Origin of the sequence: Oceanobacillus sp. FSL W7-1304, from assembly GCF_037969805.1 — a bacterium.
Taxonomy (GTDB): Bacteria; Bacillota; Bacilli; order Bacillales; family Amphibacillaceae; genus Oceanobacillus; species Oceanobacillus profundus.
Genome location: NZ_CP150211.1, coordinates 2,276,196 through 2,298,047, shown reverse-complemented (window position 1 = coordinate 2,298,047; position 21,852 = coordinate 2,276,196). Strand labels below are relative to the sequence as shown.

Here is a 21,852-nt window from a genome sequence, read left to right as displayed (position 1 = left end):
GTAATAGATGTCATTTACTTTGCCTTTTTTCTTTAACTGAATTCATACGATGCTTATACAGTATTTTTAAGTAAATGGACAAGTATAAAGTTTTCGAAAGTAGTTGGTCATAATGTTTCATATGTCGAAAAATGGGGATATTATAGGAATAGTAAGACAAATATTTAGGAGGAGATAAAATGGTAGAATTACGAGATTCTAAGTATGGAAAAGAAGTATTTATTGAAGAAAATCCATTATCTAGGTGGTTATTTTCCAATACAAAGTCCGCTTGGATTTGGCTAATATTACGTGTTTATATTGGCTATACATGGGTTACTTCTGGATTTGGTAAAGTAACGGACGATGCTTGGACTGGATCTAATGCCGGAGTTGCCCTTGAAGGCTACATGACGGGTGTAATGTCACTTGCTGAAGAAGGTGGAGTAGCGGGGTGGTATGCTTGGTTCTTGGATTCGGTTATCATTCCGAATGCAAGCATATTTTCTTACATCGTTGCTTGGGGAGAATTGTTAGTTGGAATTGGATTAATTGTCGGTTTCTTAACTGGAATTGCTGCTTTTTTTGGTGCACTTATGAATATTTCATTTTTACTTGCAGGTACAGTTAGCTCAAATCCAGTAATGCTCCTAATTGCAATGCTATTGGTGTTAGCATGGAAGGTTGCTGGCTGGTATGGTGTTGATCGCTGGGCATTGCCAAAGCTTGGAACTCCATGGAGTATAAGGCGCAAATAACGAATAGCTTTTTAAACAATCAAACGGTTAGGTCAAATTGGCTTAGCCGTTTTTTTTCTATCAATAGAGTTATTTGGATTTAGAAAAGTGTTTTTCAGCTTAATAAGAATGATTATGATAAATGGAACTATTTCCTTCTGCATAACGTATAACTACATATAATAATGCAAGAGGATGATTTAATAATGAAAGATTATGAAATGAAAGCATATGAAGAGGTCCAGGCTTGGCGATTAAAGATTATGAAGCGGTCTGGGATGTTCAATAAGTTATCTAAACAGGCACAAAATAAAATAAATAGTTGGATTCCGGAGAAAGTACATGGGATTGTTACAGATAGTATTAAACATATGGTTAAGGCAACGTTGGTCGGCTCAAATTGGACGACGAAAAAACAGCTCGCAATAACTGGCGGTCTTGCTGAACGGGACGAGCTGCTAAGAGAAAAACATACCTCGTATCGCAAAACAGCAGTAATAGAAGGTGCGGGAACCGGAGCTGGCGGCATTTTGCTTGGAGCTGCGGATTTTCCATTGCTGTTGACCATTAAAATGAAATTCCTTTTTGAAGCAGCAGCAGTTTATGGGTTTGACACGAGTAAGTATGAAGAACGTTTATTTCTTCTTCATATTTTTCAGCTTGCGTTCTCTAGTGAAGACAAGCGAAGAGAGACATTGTTTATTGTGGAGAACTGGGAGAATCAAAAGGATAAGCTTGTCGACATGGACTGGCGCGTATTCCAACAAGAATACCGGGATCATATTGACTTAATCAAGATGTTCCAATTAATTCCCGGCTTTGGGGCAATTGTTGGTGCCTATGCCAACTATAATTTAATGGATCAGCTTGCAGAAACGGCGATGAATGCGTATCGAATGCGGGTTTTAGAGTCGGGTGGCCCGTTGGATTATTAGATAAGTGGAGTTCATGTTATATAAAATAGTAATAATGGGAGATGGGGGAAGGGTTATGGAGCAGACACAGTATCCGATTTATACACCACCAAAGCATATTGTTTCAGCAGCAACAATAGTAATAAACGATCAACGTGAAATTTTATTAATTAAAGGACCTAGAAGAGGCTGGGAAATGCCTGGTGGACAAGTTGAGGAAGGGGAGCCTGTAAGAGAGGCTGCAATTCGAGAAACAAAGGAAGAATCCGGAATTGAAATAGAAATAATAAAGTTCTGTGGGATTTTTCAAAATGTAACAAAGTCAATTTGCAATACACTTTTTTTAGCTAAGCCAATCGGAGGCAAGTTAACGACCTCTCCAGAAAGCCTGGAAGTAGGATTCTTCCCAATAGAACAAGCTCTAGATAAGGTGACTTGGGATAACTTCAGACAACGGATTGAATATTGTTTGGATGAAAACATCCAACCATTTCTTATTGAATTTTAAAAGCTCAAGGTGCATGCCTTGAGCTTTTGTTCTGTGTCTTTTACGATTGTTTTTCCTTCTTGCCAACAATCCCATAAAAGAATAGCTTTGTAAGATCCTCTGATAAAGGAAGTAATGTATGAACAACATCATCACGCTGCATATATTCCTGAAACATTTGTAAATAAAATAATATGGCTTCATTTGATAACGATGGATCAATAAATCCTTGATTCTTTCCATCGTTTACAAACTCAATGAGTAATGGCAAGCCTTCCTTTAGATAAACCTCCTCCACATAGCTTTGCCCTGTTGCATAATCCTTTAGGAGATCTTGAAAAAATTTATTATTCATCGAATGGTTGGCCATGTTTTTTTCAAAGGAAATCATCTGTTTTATTTTATCTTCATAGGGAAGATTACTTGCAAGCAATACTTTCATTTCATCCCAGATCTGATCAACATAAAATTTAAAAACGAGATGGATTAAATTATTTTTGCTGTCAAAATAATTATATATTGTAACCTGTGACACGTTTGCCTCTTTCGCAATCTCTGCTATCGAAACCTTCTGAACACCATATTTCATAAATAATTCAAGTGCGGCTTCTAAAATGTCCTTTTTCTTTAATTCCCTGCGACGTTCAAATCCGTCCATATTGTTCACCTCATATGTAGTTTAATAAAAAATATGTAATAAAACAATAAACATCTTTCATAAATTGGTTGCATAAAGCATTTGTTTTGTATATTATGAACTATATAAGTTAAAATATTTCATAACTAAAAGAGGAGAATGAAATATGCCAATTTTAAAAGCGACAGGCTTAACGAAGCGATTTGGGAAATTTACTGCTTTGGATGGAGTAGATTTGGAATTAAATAAAGGTGAGGTATATGGGTTTATAGGACCAAATGGTGCAGGGAAATCAACGACAATCCGGATTTTACTCGGAATGTTAAAGGCAACTGCAGGGGAAGCACATATTTTTGGAAAAGACGTATGGAAAGATGCTGTTGAACTGCATAAAAAAATTGCATACGTTCCTGGAGATGTGAATCTATGGCCCAATTTAACAGGTGGTGAAGTAATTGATCTGTTTATGAAAATGCGAGGTGCTAAAAATCAAGGTAAAAAAGAGGCATTGATGGAACGGTTTAAATTTGATCCAACGAAAAAAAGTCGAACTTATTCGAAAGGGAACAGGCAGAAAGTTGCATTAATTGCTGCTTTTGCATCGAATGCGGATTTGTATATTTTAGATGAGCCAACATCAGGGCTCGATCCATTAATGGAGCGGATATTTCAAGAATGTGTGCAGGAAGCGAAAGATGCGGGGAAAAGTGTGCTGCTTTCAAGTCATATTTTATCAGAGGTAGAAAGGTTATGTGATCGAGTTGGGATTATTCGAGAAGGCAAAATTATAGAACGAGGGACATTAGATGAATTGCGACATCTCACTCGGACAAATTTAACAATTCAAACGAAAGAACTGATTACAAATCTGGAGGAATTCACAGGTATTCATAACTTGGAAAAAGAGGGGCACAATCTATCCTTCCAAGTTGATACAGAAGAGATGGATGCCATAATCCGCCATATTAGTCAATTTGGAATCGTTAAATTGGAAAGTGCACCTCCAACGTTAGAGGATTTATTTATGCGTCATTATCAAGGAGAGGAACGTGTTTCTTCTGAAATGGGAGGGCTCAGGTAATGTCGCAAAAGCTTTTTACCGGAACAGGTTATTTGACGAAATTAATGGTGCGGCAAAATCGCTTCAAGCTACTCCTATGGCTAGTTGGATTAATTGCAGTAACACTCGCAACAGCTGTGGCGTATCCCGATATCTACCCAGACGAACAATCGCGTGCTGCTTTTGTTTTAACGATGGAAAATCCGGCGATGATCGCAATGCTTGGAGTTGGTTATGAAGATTATGCAACCATTGGATCTTTATTTGCGCATGAAATGTTGCTTTTTACGACGATTGCAGTTGCAATAATGAATATTTTACTCGTCGGACGGAGTACACGAGCAGACGAAGAAGATGGTCGTGTAGAACTGATTCGTTCCTTGCCAGTTGGTCGTTTAGCGTACTTGAACGGAGCGGCGATTGTTGCAGTAGTAACGAATGTGCTAGTAGCCGTTTTGATTGGAACGGGCATCCTTTTGTTAGATATCGACGGCATGGCTGTACAAGGGGCCTACTTGTATGGAGTGACTCTAGGAGCGACAGGACTTGTTTTTGCAGGCTTTACCGCATTATTCGCCCAGCTTGCGGAAACATCAAGAGGTTCCACGATGCTTTCATTTGGAACTTTAATAGCGGCATATCTCGTCCGGGCAAGTGGAGATGTCAGCAGTGAGGCACTTTCACTCGTATCACCACTCGGCTGGACAGTAAGGACGGAAGTATTTGTAGAAAACCATTGGTGGCCAGTTTATGTCATGCTAGCTGTTGCGGTAGTGTTAGGGCTTGTAGCCTTTTATTTGAATGCGATTCGTGATTTGGAATCAGGATTTATTCCAGAACGAGCAGGTAAGAGGAGTGCATCCGTCTTTTTACAAACAACAATGGGGCTTGCTTTTAGACTGCAGCGAACAAACCTGATTGCTTGGGCAATAGGTATATTTTTGCTTAGTGCCTCATTCGGAGCAATTTTAGGGGATTTAGAAGTATATTTTTCCGATAATGAGTTTGTTCAAGCCTTTTTAGCTGAGGGAGATAATTCCATGATGGAACAGTTTATTGTCCTGCTTATGGCAATTATGGCATTGATTAGTACGGTTCCAGTTGTGATGACGGTGTTGAAGTTGAAAAGTGAGGAAAATAAGCATCTGACAGAAAATTATTATAGTCGTGCTGTTTCACGTTCGCGTGTACTGGGAAGCTATGTATGCCTTAGTATGATTGCAAGCTTTGTCATGCAGGCGCTTGTTGCGACAGGGCTCTGGTCTGTTGGCGTGATGGTTGTTGATGATGCGTTAGCATTTGATACAACGTTTGCTTCAGCACTTGTCTATTTGCCAGCAATGTGGATTTTAATAGGTCTGGCAGTCTTCTTTATCGGTATTGCACCAAAGGCAGCGAGTTTCACATGGCTTTATGTTATTTTTGGTTTTGTGGTGATTTATCTTGGCGATATTCTCGAGTTTCCAGAATGGCTTAATAATCTTTCAGCCTTTCATCATACACCACAAATCCCAACAGAAGATATGGATTTTATGCGGGTTTTGATTTTAGTTGGTATTGCGATAGTGTTAACTGTGATTGGGTTTGTTGGTTATAATCGCAGGGATATTCAAGGGTAGTCTAAATTTAGTGATCGCTTTAGAGCATTGCTGAAGTTAAGATAGGAAATGTTGAAGAAGTTCACAATAAAATTGCTGAACGTTCAAAGTAGATCGGAAGCAAGACGCTGAATTTGGCATAAGTTTGTTCTTAGAACTTTAGGTATAGTAATTTATTCATGAAAATATCATCAGGTACTTTCCCGAAATGGAGAACACTTTTAAAGGGTTAAAAGTAAAGTACCAAAGACAGTGAAGAGACCAGAGATACTTTTAATTTTGAATGCATAATAAGATAAGGCTTCTAGTTTAAGAGCTGGAGGTCTTTTTTCTGTAATGTAAATTTATAAAACAGTACCTTGCAATGTACAGTACCGTGTGGTATATTTTTCTGTAGAGGTACTTGTTATAAGTCAGTACTATATAATGAATAGTACTAGTTAGAGAGATGAGGTGTCATGTAATCAATGAACGTCCAATTTAAAAAAGGTGTATTAGAGCTGTGTGTTTTAGTTTTGCTTGATAAAAAAGATCGTTATGGGTATGAGCTTGTGCAAAAAATTTCGGATCAGATTGATATCTCTGAAGGGACTGTGTATCCCCTTCTAAGAAGATTAACGAAGGAAGGCTATTTTACAACATATCTAAAGGAATCAACAGAGGGGCCACCGCGTAAATATTATAAGCTAACGGATAATGGAAGAATATATTACCAAGAGTTACTCCAGGAATGGAGAGAGTTTACGAACGGAGTAAATCAATTAATTAAAGAAGGTGATTTGGATGAATAAAGAACAATTTTTTGCGAAATTAAATGCCTCTTTAAAAAAGCTTCCTGCTCAAGAGAGAGAGGATATTTTGCAAGACTTTGAGGAACATTTTGCAATGGGATTTGAGGAAGGAAAAACGGAAGAACAAATTGCAGATTCGCTAGGTTCGCCACAGCAAATTGCGAAAGATTTAGTAGCGACCTACCATGTGGAAAAGGTAGAAGAAACTGCGACGACAGTGAATATATTTCGTGCAGTTTGGGCTTTGATCGGGTTAGGATTTTTCAATTTGGTCATTGTGCTGGGGCCATTTATTGCATTGGCAGCACTGATAGTCTCCGGTTGGGCGGTCACCGTTGCTTTTATTGGTTCTCCATTACTTGTCATGATAAATACGGTAATGTATCCAGAGGCATTCCAGTTTTTTGATTTATTTTTCTCCGTTGGATTGACAGGTCTTGGATTGTTCATTGGTGTTGGAATGTATTTTGCAACTCGTGCAGTGACAAACGGATTTGTTCGGTACTTGAAATTTAATATGCGCATTGTTAAAGGAGGAATGAAAGATGCTTAATGTTAAAAAAATAGCTGTAACTGCACTAGTCTTGCTGTTAGTTGGTATCATCGGAACAATCTTCACAGTTGGATCCATTGCTGAAACGACTGTCCCAGAAACAACTGAATTACATGAAGAGAATTATGATGACATTGTTATTCAGACAAATAATGCTGTAGTAGAAGTTTTACCGACAAGTGACGAATTTACAACGGTTGAATTTATTGGAAACAGTGAAAACAATCAGAAGTATGAAGTTAAAGCAGATGTAAAAGAGGATACGCTTGCTGTTAATGTGAAAGAAAGATGGTATAAATTTTTTAACTTTGATTTTTCAATTCAATCTTCGAAATTGACAGTTTATGTTCCGGAAAAAACATATAATTCTATTCAAGTCGAAACAGATAATGGACGTGTCGATGCTAATGGTTTGGAAGCCAATGACATCCGTATATCATCGAACAATGGGCGCGCGAATGCGAGTGAATTAGATGTAAAGGAATTGCACGTAACAACGAACAATGGTCGGATTGAACTGCAAGATATTCAAAGTACACATGTTACGAGTGAAGCAGATAACGGACAAATACACTTAGAAAATGTAGATGGAGAGCTTACAGGAAGAACAAGCAACGGGAAAATTACTCTAATTACGGAACACTTAGATCGTCCGATTGATTTTAGCACCAATAATGGGCAAATAAATATCCAAGCGGAAAATGAACCGACAAATGCCATTTTTGATGTGAAGGTAGATAATGGGAGTGTAAAAATCTTTGGTAATTCTAATTGGGATACAGTTGTAGGGAATGGAGATAATCTTATTAAGCTAACAACCGATAACGGTAGTATTACAGTAGAAAAATAGAGATTGTGTAATCGCGTTTAAATTAGATTTTCAGCTAATTTAAACGCGATTTTTTGGCAGGTAAGAAAGTATAAAACTTTTTCTATCTGCATAAGTGCCTAAGGCTTGCATTTAAGAGTATAAGAGGTTATGAGAAAGCAAAATGCATTTTCTAAGAATCACTTTCACGAATGCCAGGTTTACTAAAAAGGTGTTTCAAGAGCGTTTGATATTAATGCGTAATCTTTACGTAATCATTCTGTAAAAATACATCCAATTTTTTTATAATGATTTTTTCTATGAAACTATATATCCTATTAACATAGAAATAAGGAGGATATAAATATGTTCAAAAAGATTAGCACATTCATTTTTGCGTTAGTTATTTCAATATCATTACTAGTACCAACTGCTGCGTTTGCAGCTAGTTCTTATACCGTAGTTCCTGGTGATACAATGTGGAAAATCGCTCTGAAAACTCAAACAGGAGTGAGTGAGATTATCAAAGCGAATGCACAATTAAAAAATCCAAATCTTATATATCCAGGACAAAGCTTGCGGATTCCAACAAATAGTGACGATCTAGTGGAACAAGAAGTGATCAAGCTCGTAAATGCGGAAAGAGCAAAGGCTGGACTACCTGCATTGAAATATGATTGGGAGCTTGCTAGAGTTGCAAAGCATAAGTCGCAAGATATGAAAGACAAAGGATATTTCAGTCATACAAGTCCTACATACGGATCACCGTTTACGATGATGAAAAACTATGGAATCAACTACAAATCAGCTGGTGAAAACATTGCAAAAGGTCAAAGCACTGCACAGCAAGTTGTTAATGCTTGGATGAACAGTTCAGGTCACAGAGCGAACATCTTAAGTAAAGATTATACGCATATTGGTGTCGGTTATGTGAAGTCCGGTCACTACTGGACACAAATGTTTATGAAAAAATAAATAGATGTTGATTTTTAGTTGGAATTCATATATACTAACGAAAATTATATTGAATTCGATGATGAAGAGAGTAGTTATGATGGTAACGCAAGCGAGTTGGGGGATGGTGTGAGCCCGATCGTTCTATCCTAATGAAGCGGACTTCTGAGAAACAGCCCGAAATGCAACAGAGTAGGGTGTAGTCGGGTAATGGCCGTTATCCATTTATGAGTTGGTTTTGATGAACAATAAGAGTGGTACCGCGGGTAATCTCGTCTCTATATAGAGGCGGGATTTTTTTGTGTTTACTGATGAAAAGGAGGCTGAAAATAATGGATGCCGTAAAAGCATATGCAGTGGAAATGACCGTACATTTAAACGGTCTGCTAAAGCTGGGAGAAGTTATGAATCTAATCGAAAAGCCGAAGTTTGAGGAGCAAGGTGATTTAGCATTTCCATGTTTTACACTTGCTAAGGAATTGAGAAAGGCTCCAAACATAATTGCGCAAGAGTTAGCAGAAAAAATAGACCATCCAATCTTGGAGAAGGTTGTCGCGGATGGTCCGTATGTCAATGCCTTTTTAAATAAAAGAATGGTTAGTAAACATGCCTTAACATCCATCCTTAAGGATGGTTCGGCATATGGTTCGATAAATTATGCTGAAAAGAAAAATATTACAATTGATTTTTCATCTCCAAACATTGCAAAGCCCTTTTCAATGGGGCACTTACGTTCAACCGTAATTGGTAATTCACTTGCAAATATTGTTGAGAAATGTGGCTATCAAGCGATTCGAATTAATCATCTTGGTGATTGGGGCACACAATTCGGAAAGCTCATCGTGGCATATAAATTATGGGGCAATGAGGCGCGTGTAAAAGAGGAGCCAATTCAAGAACTGCTAAAGCTGTACGTACAGTTTCATGCTGAAGCGGAAAACGACTCAAGGTTAGAAGACGATGCAAGAGCTTGGTTCAAAAAGTTGGAGGATGGTAATGAAGAGGCTCTTTCCCTTTGGACGTGGTTCCGAGATGAATCTCTCCAAGAGTTCGGGAAAATTTATAATTTATTAGGAGTTCATTTCGATTCCTACCATGGGGAAGCGTTTTATAATGATAAAATGGAGCGAATCGTCAGCCGTCTGGAGGAAAGTGACCTGCTGCAAGTATCCGATGGAGCAGAAGTGGTAGACTTAGCTGAACATGACTTAGCACCTTGTTTAATCAAGAAGTCAGATGGTGCAACCCTCTATGCGACGAGAGATTTAACCGCTGCTGTTTATAGACAGGAAACCTATGAATTTGAAAGATCATATTATGTTGTTGGTCACGAGCAAAGCTTGCATTTTGAGCAAATTTTCTTAGTGCTCCAAAAGCTTGGATACGATTGGGCAAAGCAATTAACACATATTCCATTTGGTTTTATCCTGAAAGATGGAAAAAAGATGTCTACGCGAAAAGGGAAGGTCGTTTTATTAGAAGAAGTTATTCAAGAGGCGATTCGACTCGCAGAACAGATTATTGCTGAGAAAAACCCAAGCTTACAAAATAAAGCAGATATAGCAGAAGTGGTGGGAGTTGGGGCGATTATTTTCCATGATTTAAAGAATGACAGACAAAATAATATTGAGTTCTCATTGGAAGATATGCTGAAATATGAAGGAGCAACTGGACCTTATGTACAATACACACATGCAAGAGCCTGTTCCATCTTGAGAAAAGCCGAATATGAGGATACAGCAACGAAAGGCTTAAATGATAGCTATAGCTGGTCTGTTGTGAAATTGTTAATGGAGTTTCCGGCAGCCATTGAGCGAAGCTTTAATTACCAGGCGCCTTCCCAAATTGCCAAATACCTTATTGATCTATCGCAGGAATTTAATAAATACTATGGGAATATTAAAATTTTATCTGAGGATGAGGAACTAGAAAGTCGACTTGGATTGGTAAAAGCGACAACCATTGTTTTAAAAGAAGGATTGCGATTGCTTGGAGTGAAAGCTCCGGATGAGATGTAATTTGCTTGGGTTAACTTCCCCTCGAAGTCAACAGAGGGGAGAATAATCCTTACCCAATCGGCGTACCATTTTCCACGACTTCATCTGGCGCAAGCAGGATAACGTCATTTTCACCTGCAACACCTCCAAGTACCAATACTTCTGATTTATACCCAGCAATACGCATTGGTGGAAAGTTCACGACTGCAACGACTTGTCGGCCGATTAATTGTTCGGGAGTATACCGTTCTGTGATTTGAGCGGATGAATTTTTCTTGCCGATTTCTGCTCCAAAATCAATTTCTAGCTTTATTGCAGGTTTCCGGGCTTCTTTAAAAAGCTCAGCATGGATGACGGTACCAATTCGAATATTTAATTTTTGAAAGTCTTCAATTGTTGCCATGTGAAATACGCTCCAATCCTTGAATATTTTTCTATTACTATACTACAAGTGTTTCATAATTGAAAAAATATAATACTTAGTTATTTTATATAGCAGTCAAAAACAGTACCGTAGTGATAAAAATGAAGGCAATATTAAAAAGCCAACTATCACTCAAGAAAAAATACAATAATTATTCTGTAAAGAAGTGTGACATTTTCCAAGTGTTACACTTCTTTTACTTTTTCCTGGTATAACTGTCCGTATGATTCTATCTTATTCAATAAGTCTTAAGTCCACACAACAGGAGCTCCTAACCGATATGATTCTTATCTTCGTTATCTCTATTTTCCTCGTATACCTAGTAATGGCCGTGCAATTTAACCATTTAGCACATCCAATTATTGTAATGTCGGTTATTACAATGGCCTTTGTCGGGGTTGTTTTAGGTTTATTCGCCACACAGCGGGAGCTAAGTATCCTGTCAGGTATGGGGATTATCATGCTTATTGGGATTGTATTAAATAATGCGATTCTACTTATTGACCGAACAAACCAATTGCGCAGAGAAGGTATTCCTGTGAATGATGCAGTAGTCAGGGCGGGTAAAGATCGTATTCGGCCAATTTTTATGACGACTTTTACAACGGTTGGTGGTATGCTGCCACTTGCATTAGCAACCGGAACAACTGGGAATTATCAAGCAACAATGGCGACAGCAGTTATTTCTGGACTGATGTTTGCAACATTGATTACATTGGTTTTAGTTCCAGCAGTTTACCGTACATTCAATGCAATAGGAAATGGTTTCGGTCGATTGTTTAAACCAAGGAGTAAAGAACAAAAGACAGTAGAGGATCAAGCGGTATAAAAGATAAGAGTTCCTTCCAAAATAGAATTGGGAGGAATTTTTTATGGATTGCTATTTTCAAGCTATAATGTAAAATAACAATCAGCATTCACATAAAAATTAGTACCAGTTACTAATACTATATGCTAAAATAGATATATACTATTATTATAGAAAAGAGGAATAAGCCATGTATTATTTTGCAGCTTATTTATTAAAGTTCATTTTAAGTTTATTTGGCAGAATCAAGGTATATCAAAAAGAAAACTTACCTCAATCCGGAGGATATATTATAGCATGCACCCATACAGGATGGGTTGATATATTGTGGTTAGGCGTATCGGTATTACCCACCAAGATATATTATATGGCAAAGAAGGAGTTATTCCAAACAGGTTTTACAAAATGGCTAATGGAAAACTTACACGCCTTTCCGGTTGATCGTGAAAACCCTGGCCCAAGTTCGATAAAAACACCGCGAAAATTACTAAAGGATAACAAAGTAGTTGGGATTTTCCCTAGTGGAACGAGAACAAGTGAAGAAGCGCCGTTAAAAAGAGGGGCAGTAACGATAGCGACACATTCGAAAGCTCCGATTGTTCCTGTTGCTTATACAGGACCAAATAATTTCACGGAACTATTTAAAAGAAAAAAAGCAAAAATTATTTACGGCGAACCCATTTACTTGTCTGAAGATCACCCGAAAAAAGAAGCGATGGAAATGATGATGGATGAATTGAACGCGGAATTAAATCGCCTGCAGAAAGAGATCGAATTATAATATAAAGTACCTGTTCACAGCTTAAAAGTGATAGGTACTCTACCTATTAGGATATTCTTGTAAAGCAGGCGACTTCCAAGTGAAAGGTACTTATAGTAACTTGTACTCCTTGAATTTAAGATTGCGTGATGTTTATTGATGGTTCGGAACAAGAGTTCTATAATGAAATTAGGTATCAAACATGGAGGCGATATTGTTGAGGCCTAATTTAACAACAGACATGAGTATCCAAAGTTTTAAAGATTTCTATTGGTTAAAAGAAGAACTCCAAATATTTTGCAGAGAAAACGGAATAAGTGCTTCAGGTTCCAAAATAGAGATTTCTAACAGAATTGAGACTTTCCTTCGTACAGGAGAGATAAAAAAACCAATTCGAAAAGCAAAAGGGAACAGAGCAGCGCTACAGATTGAATTGAGCCTTGATACAGTTATTTCAGAAAATCATCGTTGCAGTCAACAAGTAAGAGCTTTTTTCAAAACCGTTATCTCTGACTTTCATTTTTCTACTTATATCCAAAACTATTTCAAAAACAATATCGGAAAAACGTATCGAGATGCTGTAGAAGCTTGGTATAAAGAGGAAGAACGAAAGAAAGATCCATCGTACAAGAAACAAATTGCACCTCAATTTGAATACAATCAATTTATTCACGACTTTTTTGGCGACCCTAGTAATCAAGGGAAAAGTCGCAAGGAAGCAATTGAAGCTTGGAATACGATAAAAAAACTCCCGGGAAGCAATAAATACATCTCTAAGCATTCATCTTTGTAGCAAGCCTTATAACAAGTGTAGAAAAACCAGCATACTGCCCGTTCGTATGCTGGTTTTTTCTATTTCCCCCTAAGACACTGAATAAAGCTCAATTCGCCAAATAGATGAATCAGTTTCAAAGGTTTGCTCATGCTGGAGTCCAAGTTCTTCCGCATTCTCAATAGGAACAGCTGAAAGAATATAGTCTCCACCTAGGTTTTTCAATGCTTCTGTATCGATATCCAGCTGCTCGATAGCTCCATCCCTATTTTTTGTAAACATATAATCTTTACCATGCTCAGCGACATACATATATAATCTACCACCCCATGTATCAAAGTAGTTTTCTAATGTTGCGCTTTTATCTAGTTCTCCAGCAATAACTTCTCTGAATGCATGCTTATACTCGAGTGGAAAGGAGTTGTTGTACGTATCAAGTGTATAGAATCCGTTATATTGTGCGATGGTTGGGTGCATGCCAATGCTCACAACCCGGTAATCCGATTGATCCCTTGCAATATATTCCTCAATTTCATCAAAGAGTTCCTCAGCATAAAATTCTTTAAACGTTGGTGTGTTAATGGCACCGTATCTTAGTTCCTCTGTAGATCCGAATGCTAGGAAACACTGGAGTAAAATTAGAATGCAGGCAATAGCTTTCCCAAATTTTAAATGCTTCCACAAAATTACAAGTGCTAGTGCGAAGCAAATATACCAAATTGGCGGATCGAGAAAATGCACACGAGCAAAGTTGAAGGTATTTGCTAGTGAGAAATTGTCTTTCACCATTCGCCAGCCTTCCCAATACCAAAATGCATACCAAACAGAAACAGCGAAGTTAAATACGAAAAAGCTCATCAACAGCCTCGGCTTTACATTGCTAAATGCTGCAATGAGTAAGGCTAATAAAATCGTTGGGATGATCAGATACGTTTGTAATGCCATGTCATGGGTATGACCGTAGAGAAAGTTTTCCCACGATAGTTCTACACTGCGTTCGAACGTATTATAACCAAGGTCTAATTCATCACGATGGGAAGTAAAGCCCTCATCAAAAAACATGGATACGATAAGCAAATAATCTTTGATTAAATAGATGCCTGTCATGGCAGTAATTGCAGTGAAAAATGGCCAATTTATTTGTTTTGACCTTATCCAGTCAATCAACCAAAGAATGCCTAGTAATCCAAGGAAAAAGACAAAGCTAAGTACAAAATTCGAAAAGAATGGGATGATGAATAAAAGAATCCAAAGATATTTCGGTACATCCCAACCATTTTTTCGAATTGTTAAAAACAAATACAACGCTAGTGGGATACCAGCAATTGATAAAACCCCTGATGGCCAATAGGGAAGCATTGCAAACCCTAGAGAAGCTCCAACTGTAATGATGTGTATGTATGTATTAGAGCCTGCTCGGAAAATATGCTTCGACAGTAGAAAATACATGCCAAAAAGCGCAGCAAACCGCATAATCGTTTGACTGATACTATAAGCTGTCATTGGTTCAAAAAGCACATAAAGCCATACGACAGCATCGAATCCGGAAGGAAGGGCGCTTCTTGGTAAACCATTGATTACGTTTGGCAATGTGGTATCTGTCAATGTGAAAATCTGTCCACTCTCGGCAAGAATTTTATACCATACGATATTTGAATCTAAATTATCATGCAAACGAATATGCGTGTCCTCACCTAAAAGGTAATAGGGGAGGAGATATCCTATGAGGATAATACACGCAATCAACATGTATTTATTTTTGATAAAAAAGTTTAATCGTTTCGATAACATGGCTGACATCCTTCGTATTTATTCCATAATAAAGTGGCAGTCGAACGATTCTTTCACTACCCGACGTTGTGTACTGGTCCTTCCCGATAAATTTCCCGAACTCTTGTCCAGCTTTTGCTGAATGTAATGGGACATAATGGGAGACAGCCATCATATTATTTTCCTTTAAATAAGAAATGAGCTCGGAGCGCTCTTGTTCATCTTTCGTTTTAATATAAAACATATGGGCGTTATGCTCACAGTCCGCAGGTATATGCGGTCCCTCTATAATCCTTTCTTCGATTAAGGTTCCAAGTCCGGTCGCATACTGTTCCCACGTACGTAAACGGTTGTTATTTATCGTTTCTGCATGTTCAAGCTGAACAGCCAAATAAGCTGCATTCAACTCACTTAATAGATAAGAGGAACCAATATCTCGCCAGGTATACTTATCGACTATTCCTTTCATGAACTTGGAACGGTCTGTTCCTTTTTCTTGTAATATTTCTGCCCGTTCAATAAGGGATGAGTCATTAATTATAAGAGCTCCACCTTCTCCAGATGTATAGTTTTTTGTTTCATGAAAGCTATACGTTCCAAGGTGTCCAATCGTTCCGAGTGCCTTCCCTTTATAGGTACTCATGACACCTTGTGCAGCATCTTCAATTACCCAAAGCCTGTGCTCGTTCGCAATTTCCATAATGGCGTCCATATCACAGGCAACTCCTGCATAGTGCACAACGACGATTGCCTTAGTTTTGTCTGTCACTGCAGCAGCAATCCGATCTGGCGCAATGTTCATCGTGGATGGATCTACATCGACAAAACGCAGTGAGGCTCCTCGAAGTGCAAAAGCATTTGCTGTAGAAACGAACGTATAGGAAGGGAGGATTACTTCATCGCCTTCCCCGACCGCTGTTAGTAATGCAGTCATCTCCAAGGCCGCAGTACAGGAAGGCGTTAGAATTGCACGTTTACATGGAAGCCCGCGTTCAAACCAGTCTGTACACTTTTTCCCGAAAGGACCATTTCCGGAAAACTTGTTCTCTGCTAAAACATGTTGGATAGCTTCTATTTCTGTTCCGATTTTGCATGGTTGGTTAAAAGGAATCAATTTTTATCACCTCATTACGATAATTCCAAGTACAACAAATGCCATACCTATTGCTTTTTGCATGGTGATTGGTTCTTGAAAAAGGAAAGCTGACAAGATAAACACCAATACAAATGATATGCTCATAAACGGGTAAGCGTAGCTAATATCAAATTTTGTCATTGCCGCCATCCAGCATAGGGCAGCACAGAACGCTGCAAGAAACCCGGAAATAATCCATGGATTTAAGAGTAGCTGCAGCAAAAAGATAATCTTATCCATGAATGGCTCTGGCAAGTTTCCTTGTTGGTCAATCTTCCATTTTAAAATGAGCTGTCCATAGACGGTAAATGCGATGGTTCCAAAAATATACAAATAACCCATTTGTCAGCCTCCATACGGAATGGAACCATTTAATTTATGGTACACATCGGTTGATTTGCGTAGCCGGAATCCTAAACTAATAAATACGTTTAAAGATGCGACGTTAGACGGTGAGATGGATGTTTTTAATTCTGAGTGGCCCATGGCGAATTGCTCTTGAACACAATAGCTTGTAAAGGCCTTGGCAAGCCCTTTTCCGCGATAGTTTTTAGACATAGCCAGAAGCAGTATTTTATCATTTTCATAAGCATAAAACCCGGCAGTTTTCCCTTCATAGATAAGTGCTATAATAAGGTCCTTTTCGATCAGATCATGCACCCAATTCATGTAGCGTTTATCTGCCATATGGTTCGGAATGTTAAAGTCACGATGGAAACGTCCGCCTTTAAACGCTTCTTCCGCGATTTCTAAAATTTCATCTCGTTCATACTGACGTGACATTTCAATTCCTTGCTGTTCATACGGTTCAAAGTTCTCTGCCTTGCATATTGGTTCTGTAAGTGTATCCGCATAATAAAATCCATATTTCTTTAGGTTTTCCGTGTTCTCCAACGGATCGACTTTTAATGTGAAATGACCTTCTATGTTATTCGTTTGTTTTAATGCCTCCTCTGAACTGGAGGTTACTTCGTACGTATCAATAATAAAACTCCGTTTGTCCCAGGGAGTAGATTGTAAGTAATTTTCCATTGTTCTAATCAGCTCCGATTTCCCATGTTCTAGCAAATAATAAAATTGAATGTTGTATATAATTCAGTTGCCGAAATAGCCACGTCCAGCTCCAGCGCCCAGCGACTAGCGAGACTTCCCTCACCTCCGTACGATAAGTCAACATCGATTCGCTTTCGCTCATCGTGTTTCCTTTATCTCCTGCGGCTCAGTCCAGTCCGTACGTCGCAACCCGGGCGCTTGCGCTTTTGTGCTGTTATCATCAGTCGTTTCTCGAATTAAGTATAATGGCCGTCCTTTTACTTCATTAAAAATTTTCCCGATATAAAGTCCAAGGATGCCAAAGTTGAAGAAGATTAGTCCCCCAATAAAGAATAGGGATACCATAACACTTGTCCATCCTGGAACAGGTACATCAAGAAAGAAGTAGCGTATAAATAAGTACAAACCATAAAGAAAAGATGCAACAGCAAGTATAAACCCAAATTGAATCGACAAGCGCAGCGGCTTATTTGACTGCGATATGATCGCATCGGTTGCTAAGTTGATAAGCTTCTTCAAATTATAAGACGACTTTCCTTCTTTTCTTGCATCATGTTCGATGGGAATATGAATGGTTTTATATCCCATCCATTGAATAAATAAGGGGAAGAAGCGATTTTGCTCACGCATCTGCCGGAATCCCATAACAACTTTTTTCGCATTAATGCTGAAATTAGCCGCCATATAGTCGGAATTGCTATTTGTGAAATAGTCATAGACCCGGTAAAAGGCTTGTGATGACTTTTTCTTCCACCAGTTGTCTTGGCGTTCCATTCGCTTGCCGAAAACAACTTCATAGCCATCCAGTGCTTTCGCATATAATTTAGCAATTTCTTCTGGTCGATCCTGAAGATCACAATCCATCACGACAACCCAGTCGCCATTCGCGTAATCAAGACCAGCAGTAATGGCATGATGTTGTCCAAAGTTTCGTGCAAAATCAATTCCTTTAATCTGTTTATCCTGTTCACTTAACTGTTTAATTCTCTCCCAAGCATTGTCGGGGCTTGCATCGTTTACAAGAATAATTTCGTATTGGGCTGGAATAGCTGTAACGGTATTTTTTATTCGATTGCAAAGCTCAATTAAACAGGTCTCACAACCATAAACAGGAATGACAACAGAAATTAATGGATCAGGCTTGTTTGCTTCCATTTTTGTACATAGCCTTCCACTGTTTTCCGAAGTCCTTCTGTAAAGTCCTCGGTTGGTTTCCAGCCCAGTTCATTTGTAAGTTTAGAAGCATCGACAGCATATCGTCGGTCATGGCCTCTACGGTCTTCAGTAAACGTAATTAAGTCTTTAAAGCTATCGATAGAAAGTGCTGATCTTTTATTGTATGCTAGTTCATCAAGTATTTCGCACACCTGTGCTGCTATCTCGATATTCGTTTTTTCATTGCTTCCACCAACATTATATGTGGCTTGAGTTTGTCCATAGTGGAAGATTAAATCTATAGCTTTGCAGTGATCCATTACATAGAGCCAATCGCGAATATTTTTTCCATCACCATAGATTGGAATTGACTTTCCCGCTAAAGCGTTTGAAATAATCGTTGGGATTAGCTTTTCCTCATGCTGTTTTGGTCCATAGTTATTGGAACTAGAGGAGATAACAACATTCATGCCATACGTATACCCGAAGCTTCTTGCAAGTAAGTTTGCACTTGCTTTGGAAGCACTATAAGGATTACGTGGATCATAAGGAGTCTCCTCTGAAAAGACACCTTCACTATCTAAGGAGCCATATACTTCATCCGTAGAAATTTGATGGAAGCGTCGATTGCTTAGTTCTCCTTTTTTCTCCCAGTCTAATTGTGCTGCTTGCAGAAGTGTCAGTGTTCCAAGAATATTAGAATGGCCAAATGCTTTGGCATCATTAATTGATCGGTCAACATGCGACTCTGCTGCGAAATTGATAATTCCGGTAATATCATGTTCCTGAAATAACTGGTTAACAAGATTATCATCCGTAATGTCGCCATGAATAAAATGATAGTTTTCAAGGTTTTCCACTTCAGTTAAATTGTCTGTCTTGCCTGCATAGGTAAGTTTGTCTATATTTAGAATCTTTCTGTTAGGATACTTTTTCATAAAATAAGTTATGAAATTAGAGCCAATAAACCCAGCTCCGCCTGTAATGAGTATCGTTTGCTTTAGCTTATTCATTTTGCACCAGTCCTAACATTGGATGATGTTCAATCGAATCCCAATATTGCTGTGTATATTTGCGGTCAGCAATTTCGAGTAAATACTGGCCATAATCGTTTTTTTCCATGGCTTTACCTTTTTCATAGAGTGCTTGTTTTGAAATATAGCCAAGGTAATAGGCAATCTCCTCAATACAAGCTAGTTTGAATCCTTGACGCTTTTGGGTGATTCGGATAAATTCAGTAGCTTCAAATAGAGATTCGTGGGTTCCAGCGTCCATCCATGTAAAACCTCTTCCAAGTAATTCTACATCTAACTGGTTTCGCATTAAATACTGTTTGTTTAAGTCTGTGATTTCTAACTCGCCACGTTTGGAGGGTTTCAGCTTTTTTGCTAATTTAATAGCCTGCTGATCGTAAATATATAGTCCGGTAACAGCGAAATCCGATTTTGGATGCTCCGGCTTTTCTTCTATTGAAATGACTCTTTGATGATGGTCAAAGTCAACGACACCAAAACGCTCAGGGTCCTTTACACGATACCCGAAAACAGTTGCGTGTCGGTGATTTTTAATTGCTTTTCGGAACAATGTCGTAAACCCATGCCCAAAGAAAATATTATCGGCAAGAATGAGTGTTACCTTATCGTCTGCAATAAACTCCTCTGCGATTGTCAATGCTTGTGGAATACCCTTTGGCTCGCGTTGTACTTCATATTCAATCTGAATACCAAACGCAGATCCATCACCAAGCATCTCTTCGAACCTACCAATATCTTCTGGTGTACTGATAATCATAATTTCTCTAATACCGCCGAGCATAAGAACCGATAATGGATAATAAATCATCGGCTTATCGTAAATAGCTAATAGATGCTTGTTTACTGAATTCGTACTCGGGTATAGCCTAGTACCACTACCTCCAGCTAAAATAATCCCTTTCATTCCAAATCACTCCCTTAAAAGCAGTGCATCCTATGAAACGAACTAATAAGAGTTCCCTGTTCATTAAAATAGTTGCTTCTAATCTATGCCCTCCCCACAAAAAAATAATCTTACACTGTGATTACAATTTGATGTCATGCTTTGACATATAGCACTATCTACAGAAATAAGACACTATCTCTATAAAATAAAGCACTAACCACAGAAATAAGACACCATCTTTATAAAATAAAGCACCATTCGCAAAAATAAGACACCATCTCTATAAAATAAAGCACCATTCGCAAAAATAAGGCACTATCTCTAAGAAATAAAGCACCATCCCTATGTCGTAAAGCACTACCCAGACATACAGCCCATTGATTACATCCTAACCAAACAGACAACCCTACCACTCCTCAAAAGCATAAAAAAAAGAGATCACCTTCAACAGGGTGAGTCTCTTTTAATTGGAGAGGGCTTTACTTTCTCATATAATTTATACAGATAATATCCACCACGAAGCCGTTCCATAATTAAATAATCCATATAAACAAGAGAGTCCTTTGCTAGTTTTCTAGCATGTGCAAGATTATCATGATCGATTTCATTCACAACATCGCGAACAATATCTAAATAAAAAACAGCCGAACGTATCGTGCGAATAATTAATAGCTTTCGTATGTCAGAGCGGCTATAGATTCGATAACCATTCTCAGGATCTCGTTTAGGAGTAATTAATTTTTCCTTTTCCCAATGCCTGAGTGTAGAGGTAGGCACATCAATTTTATCTGCAACCTCACGTATAGAATAAAATTCCTTCGTTAGCCGAGTAGAGAAATGCTCAAGCTCTTCCAACTCTAAAGCTTGCAGTGCCTGCTCTGCTTTGAGCTTTTCCTGATGTTGCTTTGCTTGAGCTTCATTTACAATCCATAGCGCTTCCGTTAGTTTATTTTCTTGAATAAGTGGCATAATTTGACGTATTAGATGCATACCAAAACCTGAATTCATCGCCCGTATACATTCAAAGTAAGCGACGTGTTCCTCTGTATATATGCGATAGCCATTAGCTGAACGTTCTGGAGGTGGGACAATACCCCACGATTCGTAATGACGCAATGCACTTGTACTAATACCTAATTTCTTTGCAATCTCAATTGGTTTAATCATAAAAAAATCACCCTTATCCCATCCTAATTTAAAGACCAATTCCGACGTTCCAGAAAAGTATAAATCCATGTAAAAGAACCTTCAAGTACCATGACGGATTAATTTAAAAATAACGTGATGTATCAGTTGTTATTTACTATAACCTTATCAATTGCATTAATGTTATACAATAGTACTGTAAGAGGTTGTTCAAAAAGTCCGGTAAAAATGACACATCAAGAACAGTAGACCTTCGATTAAATACCGACACGTCCTGTGTCGAACATCGAAGTCACCACATCCTGCGGAAGCTCGTTGGCTTGCTTTTCCGTTCCTTGGAAAAGAAAAAACGCTTTTCCTGCGTGCAAGAACGTCTGCTCACGTATTAAACCCA

The 21,852-nt window shown here is 38.3% G+C and carries 23 protein-coding genes and 1 other annotated feature; of the genes, 13 read left to right on the top strand and 10 right to left on the bottom strand.

Annotated features, from left to right (window positions below; all coding sequences use genetic code 11):
• Positions 1–179 precede the first annotated feature (179 nt).
• From NYE61_RS11630 to NYE61_RS11620, 3 genes are all read left to right on the top strand, one after another.
• On the top strand, positions 180–737 hold the full coding sequence (locus tag NYE61_RS11630; protein ID WP_095311992.1) for a DoxX family protein: 558 nt from the start codon (positions 180–182) through the stop codon (positions 735–737).
• A 185-nt stretch (positions 738–922) separates the two neighbouring features.
• Positions 923–1,651 (top strand): EcsC family protein, encoded by a 729-nt coding sequence (locus NYE61_RS11625; RefSeq protein WP_095311994.1) that lies wholly within the window; start codon positions 923–925, stop codon positions 1,649–1,651.
• Positions 1,652–1,706: 55 nt separating this feature from the next.
• Positions 1,707–2,138, top strand: a complete 432-nt coding sequence (locus NYE61_RS11620; protein WP_118889261.1) for an NUDIX hydrolase — start codon at positions 1,707–1,709, stop codon at positions 2,136–2,138.
• A 40-nt stretch (positions 2,139–2,178) separates the two neighbouring features.
• Here NYE61_RS11620 and NYE61_RS11615 read toward each other — a convergent pair whose 3' ends face one another.
• Positions 2,179–2,775 (bottom strand): TetR/AcrR family transcriptional regulator, encoded by a 597-nt coding sequence (locus NYE61_RS11615; protein WP_303448268.1) that lies wholly within the window; start codon positions 2,773–2,775, stop codon positions 2,179–2,181.
• Positions 2,776–2,920: 145 nt separating this feature from the next.
• Between NYE61_RS11615 and NYE61_RS11610 the strand changes: the two genes are divergently transcribed.
• From NYE61_RS11610 to argS, 7 genes are all read left to right on the top strand, one after another.
• Positions 2,921–3,835: an ABC transporter ATP-binding protein gene (locus NYE61_RS11610; protein ID WP_095312000.1), complete on the top strand. Its 915-nt coding sequence runs from the start codon at positions 2,921–2,923 to the stop codon at positions 3,833–3,835.
• Positions 3,835–5,433: an ABC transporter permease gene (locus NYE61_RS11605; protein ID WP_303448269.1), complete on the top strand. Its 1,599-nt coding sequence runs from the start codon at positions 3,835–3,837 to the stop codon at positions 5,431–5,433. Before NYE61_RS11610 ends, NYE61_RS11605 begins: the two co-directional genes overlap by 1 nt.
• A gap of 446 nt (positions 5,434–5,879) precedes the next feature.
• Entirely contained in the window at positions 5,880–6,203 is a 324-nt protein-coding gene (locus tag NYE61_RS11600; protein ID WP_095312004.1) for a PadR family transcriptional regulator, read from the top strand.
• Positions 6,196–6,756 (top strand): DUF1700 domain-containing protein, encoded by a 561-nt coding sequence (locus NYE61_RS11595; RefSeq protein ID WP_303448270.1) that lies wholly within the window; start codon positions 6,196–6,198, stop codon positions 6,754–6,756. The genes NYE61_RS11600 and NYE61_RS11595 overlap by 8 nt, the downstream gene beginning before the upstream one ends.
• Positions 6,749–7,606 (top strand): DUF4097 family beta strand repeat-containing protein, encoded by an 858-nt coding sequence (locus NYE61_RS11590; RefSeq protein ID WP_339315524.1) that lies wholly within the window; start codon positions 6,749–6,751, stop codon positions 7,604–7,606. Before NYE61_RS11595 ends, NYE61_RS11590 begins: the two co-directional genes overlap by 8 nt.
• Before the next feature lie 324 nt (positions 7,607–7,930).
• Entirely contained in the window at positions 7,931–8,539 is a 609-nt protein-coding gene (safA, locus tag NYE61_RS11585; RefSeq protein WP_095312009.1) for a SafA/ExsA family spore coat assembly protein, read from the top strand.
• A 49-nt stretch (positions 8,540–8,588) separates the two neighbouring features.
• Positions 8,589–8,801: a binding site (T-box leader), on the top strand.
• Positions 8,802–8,880: 79 nt separating this feature from the next.
• Entirely contained in the window at positions 8,881–10,536 is a 1,656-nt protein-coding gene (argS, locus tag NYE61_RS11580) for an arginine--tRNA ligase (RefSeq protein WP_303448343.1), read from the top strand.
• Positions 10,537–10,585: 49 nt separating this feature from the next.
• On the opposite strand, the gene csaA is transcribed toward argS, so the two are convergent.
• Positions 10,586–10,918: a chaperone CsaA gene (gene csaA / locus NYE61_RS11575; RefSeq protein ID WP_095312013.1), complete on the bottom strand. Its 333-nt coding sequence runs from the start codon at positions 10,916–10,918 to the stop codon at positions 10,586–10,588.
• A 244-nt stretch (positions 10,919–11,162) separates the two neighbouring features.
• Between csaA and NYE61_RS11570 the strand changes: the two genes are divergently transcribed.
• The 3 genes from NYE61_RS11570 to NYE61_RS11560 all read left to right on the top strand — a co-directional run bounded on the left by NYE61_RS11570 (position 11,163) and on the right by NYE61_RS11560 (position 13,300).
• Complete coding sequence (locus NYE61_RS11570; protein ID WP_303448271.1) at positions 11,163–11,768, top strand: efflux RND transporter permease subunit; 606 nt, start codon at positions 11,163–11,165, stop codon at positions 11,766–11,768.
• A gap of 169 nt (positions 11,769–11,937) precedes the next feature.
• Positions 11,938–12,528, top strand: coding sequence for a 1-acyl-sn-glycerol-3-phosphate acyltransferase (locus tag NYE61_RS11565; protein ID WP_095312017.1), 591 nt, complete (start codon positions 11,938–11,940; stop codon positions 12,526–12,528).
• A 196-nt stretch (positions 12,529–12,724) separates the two neighbouring features.
• Positions 12,725–13,300, top strand: coding sequence for a DUF6434 domain-containing protein (locus tag NYE61_RS11560; RefSeq protein WP_303448272.1), 576 nt, complete (start codon positions 12,725–12,727; stop codon positions 13,298–13,300).
• 69 nt (positions 13,301–13,369) lie between these two features.
• Here the strand turns inward: NYE61_RS11560 and NYE61_RS11555 are convergent, their stop codons facing one another.
• The 8 genes from NYE61_RS11555 to NYE61_RS11520 form a co-directional block, all read right to left on the bottom strand.
• Entirely contained in the window at positions 13,370–15,028 is a 1,659-nt protein-coding gene (locus NYE61_RS11555) for a DUF6044 family protein (protein ID WP_339317484.1), read from the bottom strand.
• A gap of 4 nt (positions 15,029–15,032) precedes the next feature.
• The gene (rffA, locus tag NYE61_RS11550) at positions 15,033–16,163 is read right to left on the bottom strand and encodes a dTDP-4-amino-4,6-dideoxygalactose transaminase (protein ID WP_303448274.1); all 1,131 of its coding nucleotides are present in this window, start codon (positions 16,161–16,163) and stop codon (positions 15,033–15,035) included.
• 6 nt (positions 16,164–16,169) lie between these two features.
• On the bottom strand, positions 16,170–16,526 hold the full coding sequence (locus tag NYE61_RS11545; RefSeq protein WP_095312025.1) for an EamA family transporter: 357 nt from the start codon (positions 16,524–16,526) through the stop codon (positions 16,170–16,172).
• Positions 16,527–16,529: 3 nt separating this feature from the next.
• On the bottom strand, positions 16,530–17,216 hold the full coding sequence (locus NYE61_RS11540; protein WP_303448275.1) for a GNAT family N-acetyltransferase: 687 nt from the start codon (positions 17,214–17,216) through the stop codon (positions 16,530–16,532).
• Positions 17,217–17,375: 159 nt separating this feature from the next.
• The gene (locus tag NYE61_RS11535; RefSeq protein WP_303448278.1) at positions 17,376–18,392 is read right to left on the bottom strand and encodes a glycosyltransferase family 2 protein; all 1,017 of its coding nucleotides are present in this window, start codon (positions 18,390–18,392) and stop codon (positions 17,376–17,378) included.
• Positions 18,365–19,405 (bottom strand): dTDP-glucose 4,6-dehydratase, encoded by a 1,041-nt coding sequence (gene rfbB, locus NYE61_RS11530; RefSeq protein WP_303448279.1) that lies wholly within the window; start codon positions 19,403–19,405, stop codon positions 18,365–18,367. Before rfbB ends, NYE61_RS11535 begins: the two co-directional genes overlap by 28 nt.
• Positions 19,398–20,330 carry a glucose-1-phosphate thymidylyltransferase RfbA gene (gene rfbA, locus NYE61_RS11525; protein WP_303448280.1) on the bottom strand — a complete coding sequence of 311 codons (933 nt, stop codon included), beginning with the start codon at positions 20,328–20,330 and terminating at the stop codon, positions 19,398–19,400. Before rfbA ends, rfbB begins: the two co-directional genes overlap by 8 nt.
• Before the next feature lie 426 nt (positions 20,331–20,756).
• Positions 20,757–21,479, bottom strand: coding sequence for a MerR family transcriptional regulator (locus tag NYE61_RS11520; protein WP_339315516.1), 723 nt, complete (start codon positions 21,477–21,479; stop codon positions 20,757–20,759).
• Positions 21,480–21,852 lie beyond the last annotated feature (373 nt).

Bases quoted from the DNA above. Each gene is read 5' to 3' on its own strand.
- NYE61_RS11535 (WP_303448278.1), bottom strand. From the start codon at position 18,392: ATGGAAGCAAACAAGCCTGATCCATTAATTTCTGTTGTCATTCCTGTT.
- NYE61_RS11555 (WP_339317484.1), bottom strand. From the start codon at position 15,028: ATGTTGATTGCGTGTATTATCCTCATAGGATATCTCCTCCCCTATTAC.
- rfbA (WP_303448280.1), bottom strand. From the start codon at position 20,330: ATGAAAGGGATTATTTTAGCTGGAGGTAGTGGTACTAGGCTATACCCG.
- NYE61_RS11630 (WP_095311992.1), top strand. From the start codon at position 180: ATGGTAGAATTACGAGATTCTAAGTATGGAAAAGAAGTATTTATTGAA.
- NYE61_RS11625 (WP_095311994.1), top strand. From the start codon at position 923: ATGAAAGATTATGAAATGAAAGCATATGAAGAGGTCCAGGCTTGGCGA.
- NYE61_RS11615 (WP_303448268.1), bottom strand. From the start codon at position 2,775: ATGGACGGATTTGAACGTCGCAGGGAATTAAAGAAAAAGGACATTTTA.
- NYE61_RS11570 (WP_303448271.1), top strand. From the start codon at position 11,163: ATGATTCTATCTTATTCAATAAGTCTTAAGTCCACACAACAGGAGCTC.
- NYE61_RS11605 (WP_303448269.1), top strand. From the start codon at position 3,835: ATGTCGCAAAAGCTTTTTACCGGAACAGGTTATTTGACGAAATTAATG.
- NYE61_RS11600 (WP_095312004.1), top strand. From the start codon at position 5,880: ATGAACGTCCAATTTAAAAAAGGTGTATTAGAGCTGTGTGTTTTAGTT.
- NYE61_RS11610 (WP_095312000.1), top strand. From the start codon at position 2,921: ATGCCAATTTTAAAAGCGACAGGCTTAACGAAGCGATTTGGGAAATTT.
- NYE61_RS11545 (WP_095312025.1), bottom strand. From the start codon at position 16,526: ATGGGTTATTTGTATATTTTTGGAACCATCGCATTTACCGTCTATGGA.
- NYE61_RS11590 (WP_339315524.1), top strand. From the start codon at position 6,749: ATGCTTAATGTTAAAAAAATAGCTGTAACTGCACTAGTCTTGCTGTTA.
- argS (WP_303448343.1), top strand. From the start codon at position 8,881: ATGACCGTACATTTAAACGGTCTGCTAAAGCTGGGAGAAGTTATGAAT.
- rfbB (WP_303448279.1), bottom strand. From the start codon at position 19,405: ATGAATAAGCTAAAGCAAACGATACTCATTACAGGCGGAGCTGGGTTT.
- NYE61_RS11520 (WP_339315516.1), bottom strand. From the start codon at position 21,479: ATGATTAAACCAATTGAGATTGCAAAGAAATTAGGTATTAGTACAAGT.
- NYE61_RS11595 (WP_303448270.1), top strand. From the start codon at position 6,196: ATGAATAAAGAACAATTTTTTGCGAAATTAAATGCCTCTTTAAAAAAG.
- safA (WP_095312009.1), top strand. From the start codon at position 7,931: ATGTTCAAAAAGATTAGCACATTCATTTTTGCGTTAGTTATTTCAATA.
- NYE61_RS11565 (WP_095312017.1), top strand. From the start codon at position 11,938: ATGTATTATTTTGCAGCTTATTTATTAAAGTTCATTTTAAGTTTATTT.
- NYE61_RS11620 (WP_118889261.1), top strand. From the start codon at position 1,707: ATGGAGCAGACACAGTATCCGATTTATACACCACCAAAGCATATTGTT.
- csaA (WP_095312013.1), bottom strand. From the start codon at position 10,918: ATGGCAACAATTGAAGACTTTCAAAAATTAAATATTCGAATTGGTACC.
- NYE61_RS11540 (WP_303448275.1), bottom strand. From the start codon at position 17,216: ATGGAAAATTACTTACAATCTACTCCCTGGGACAAACGGAGTTTTATT.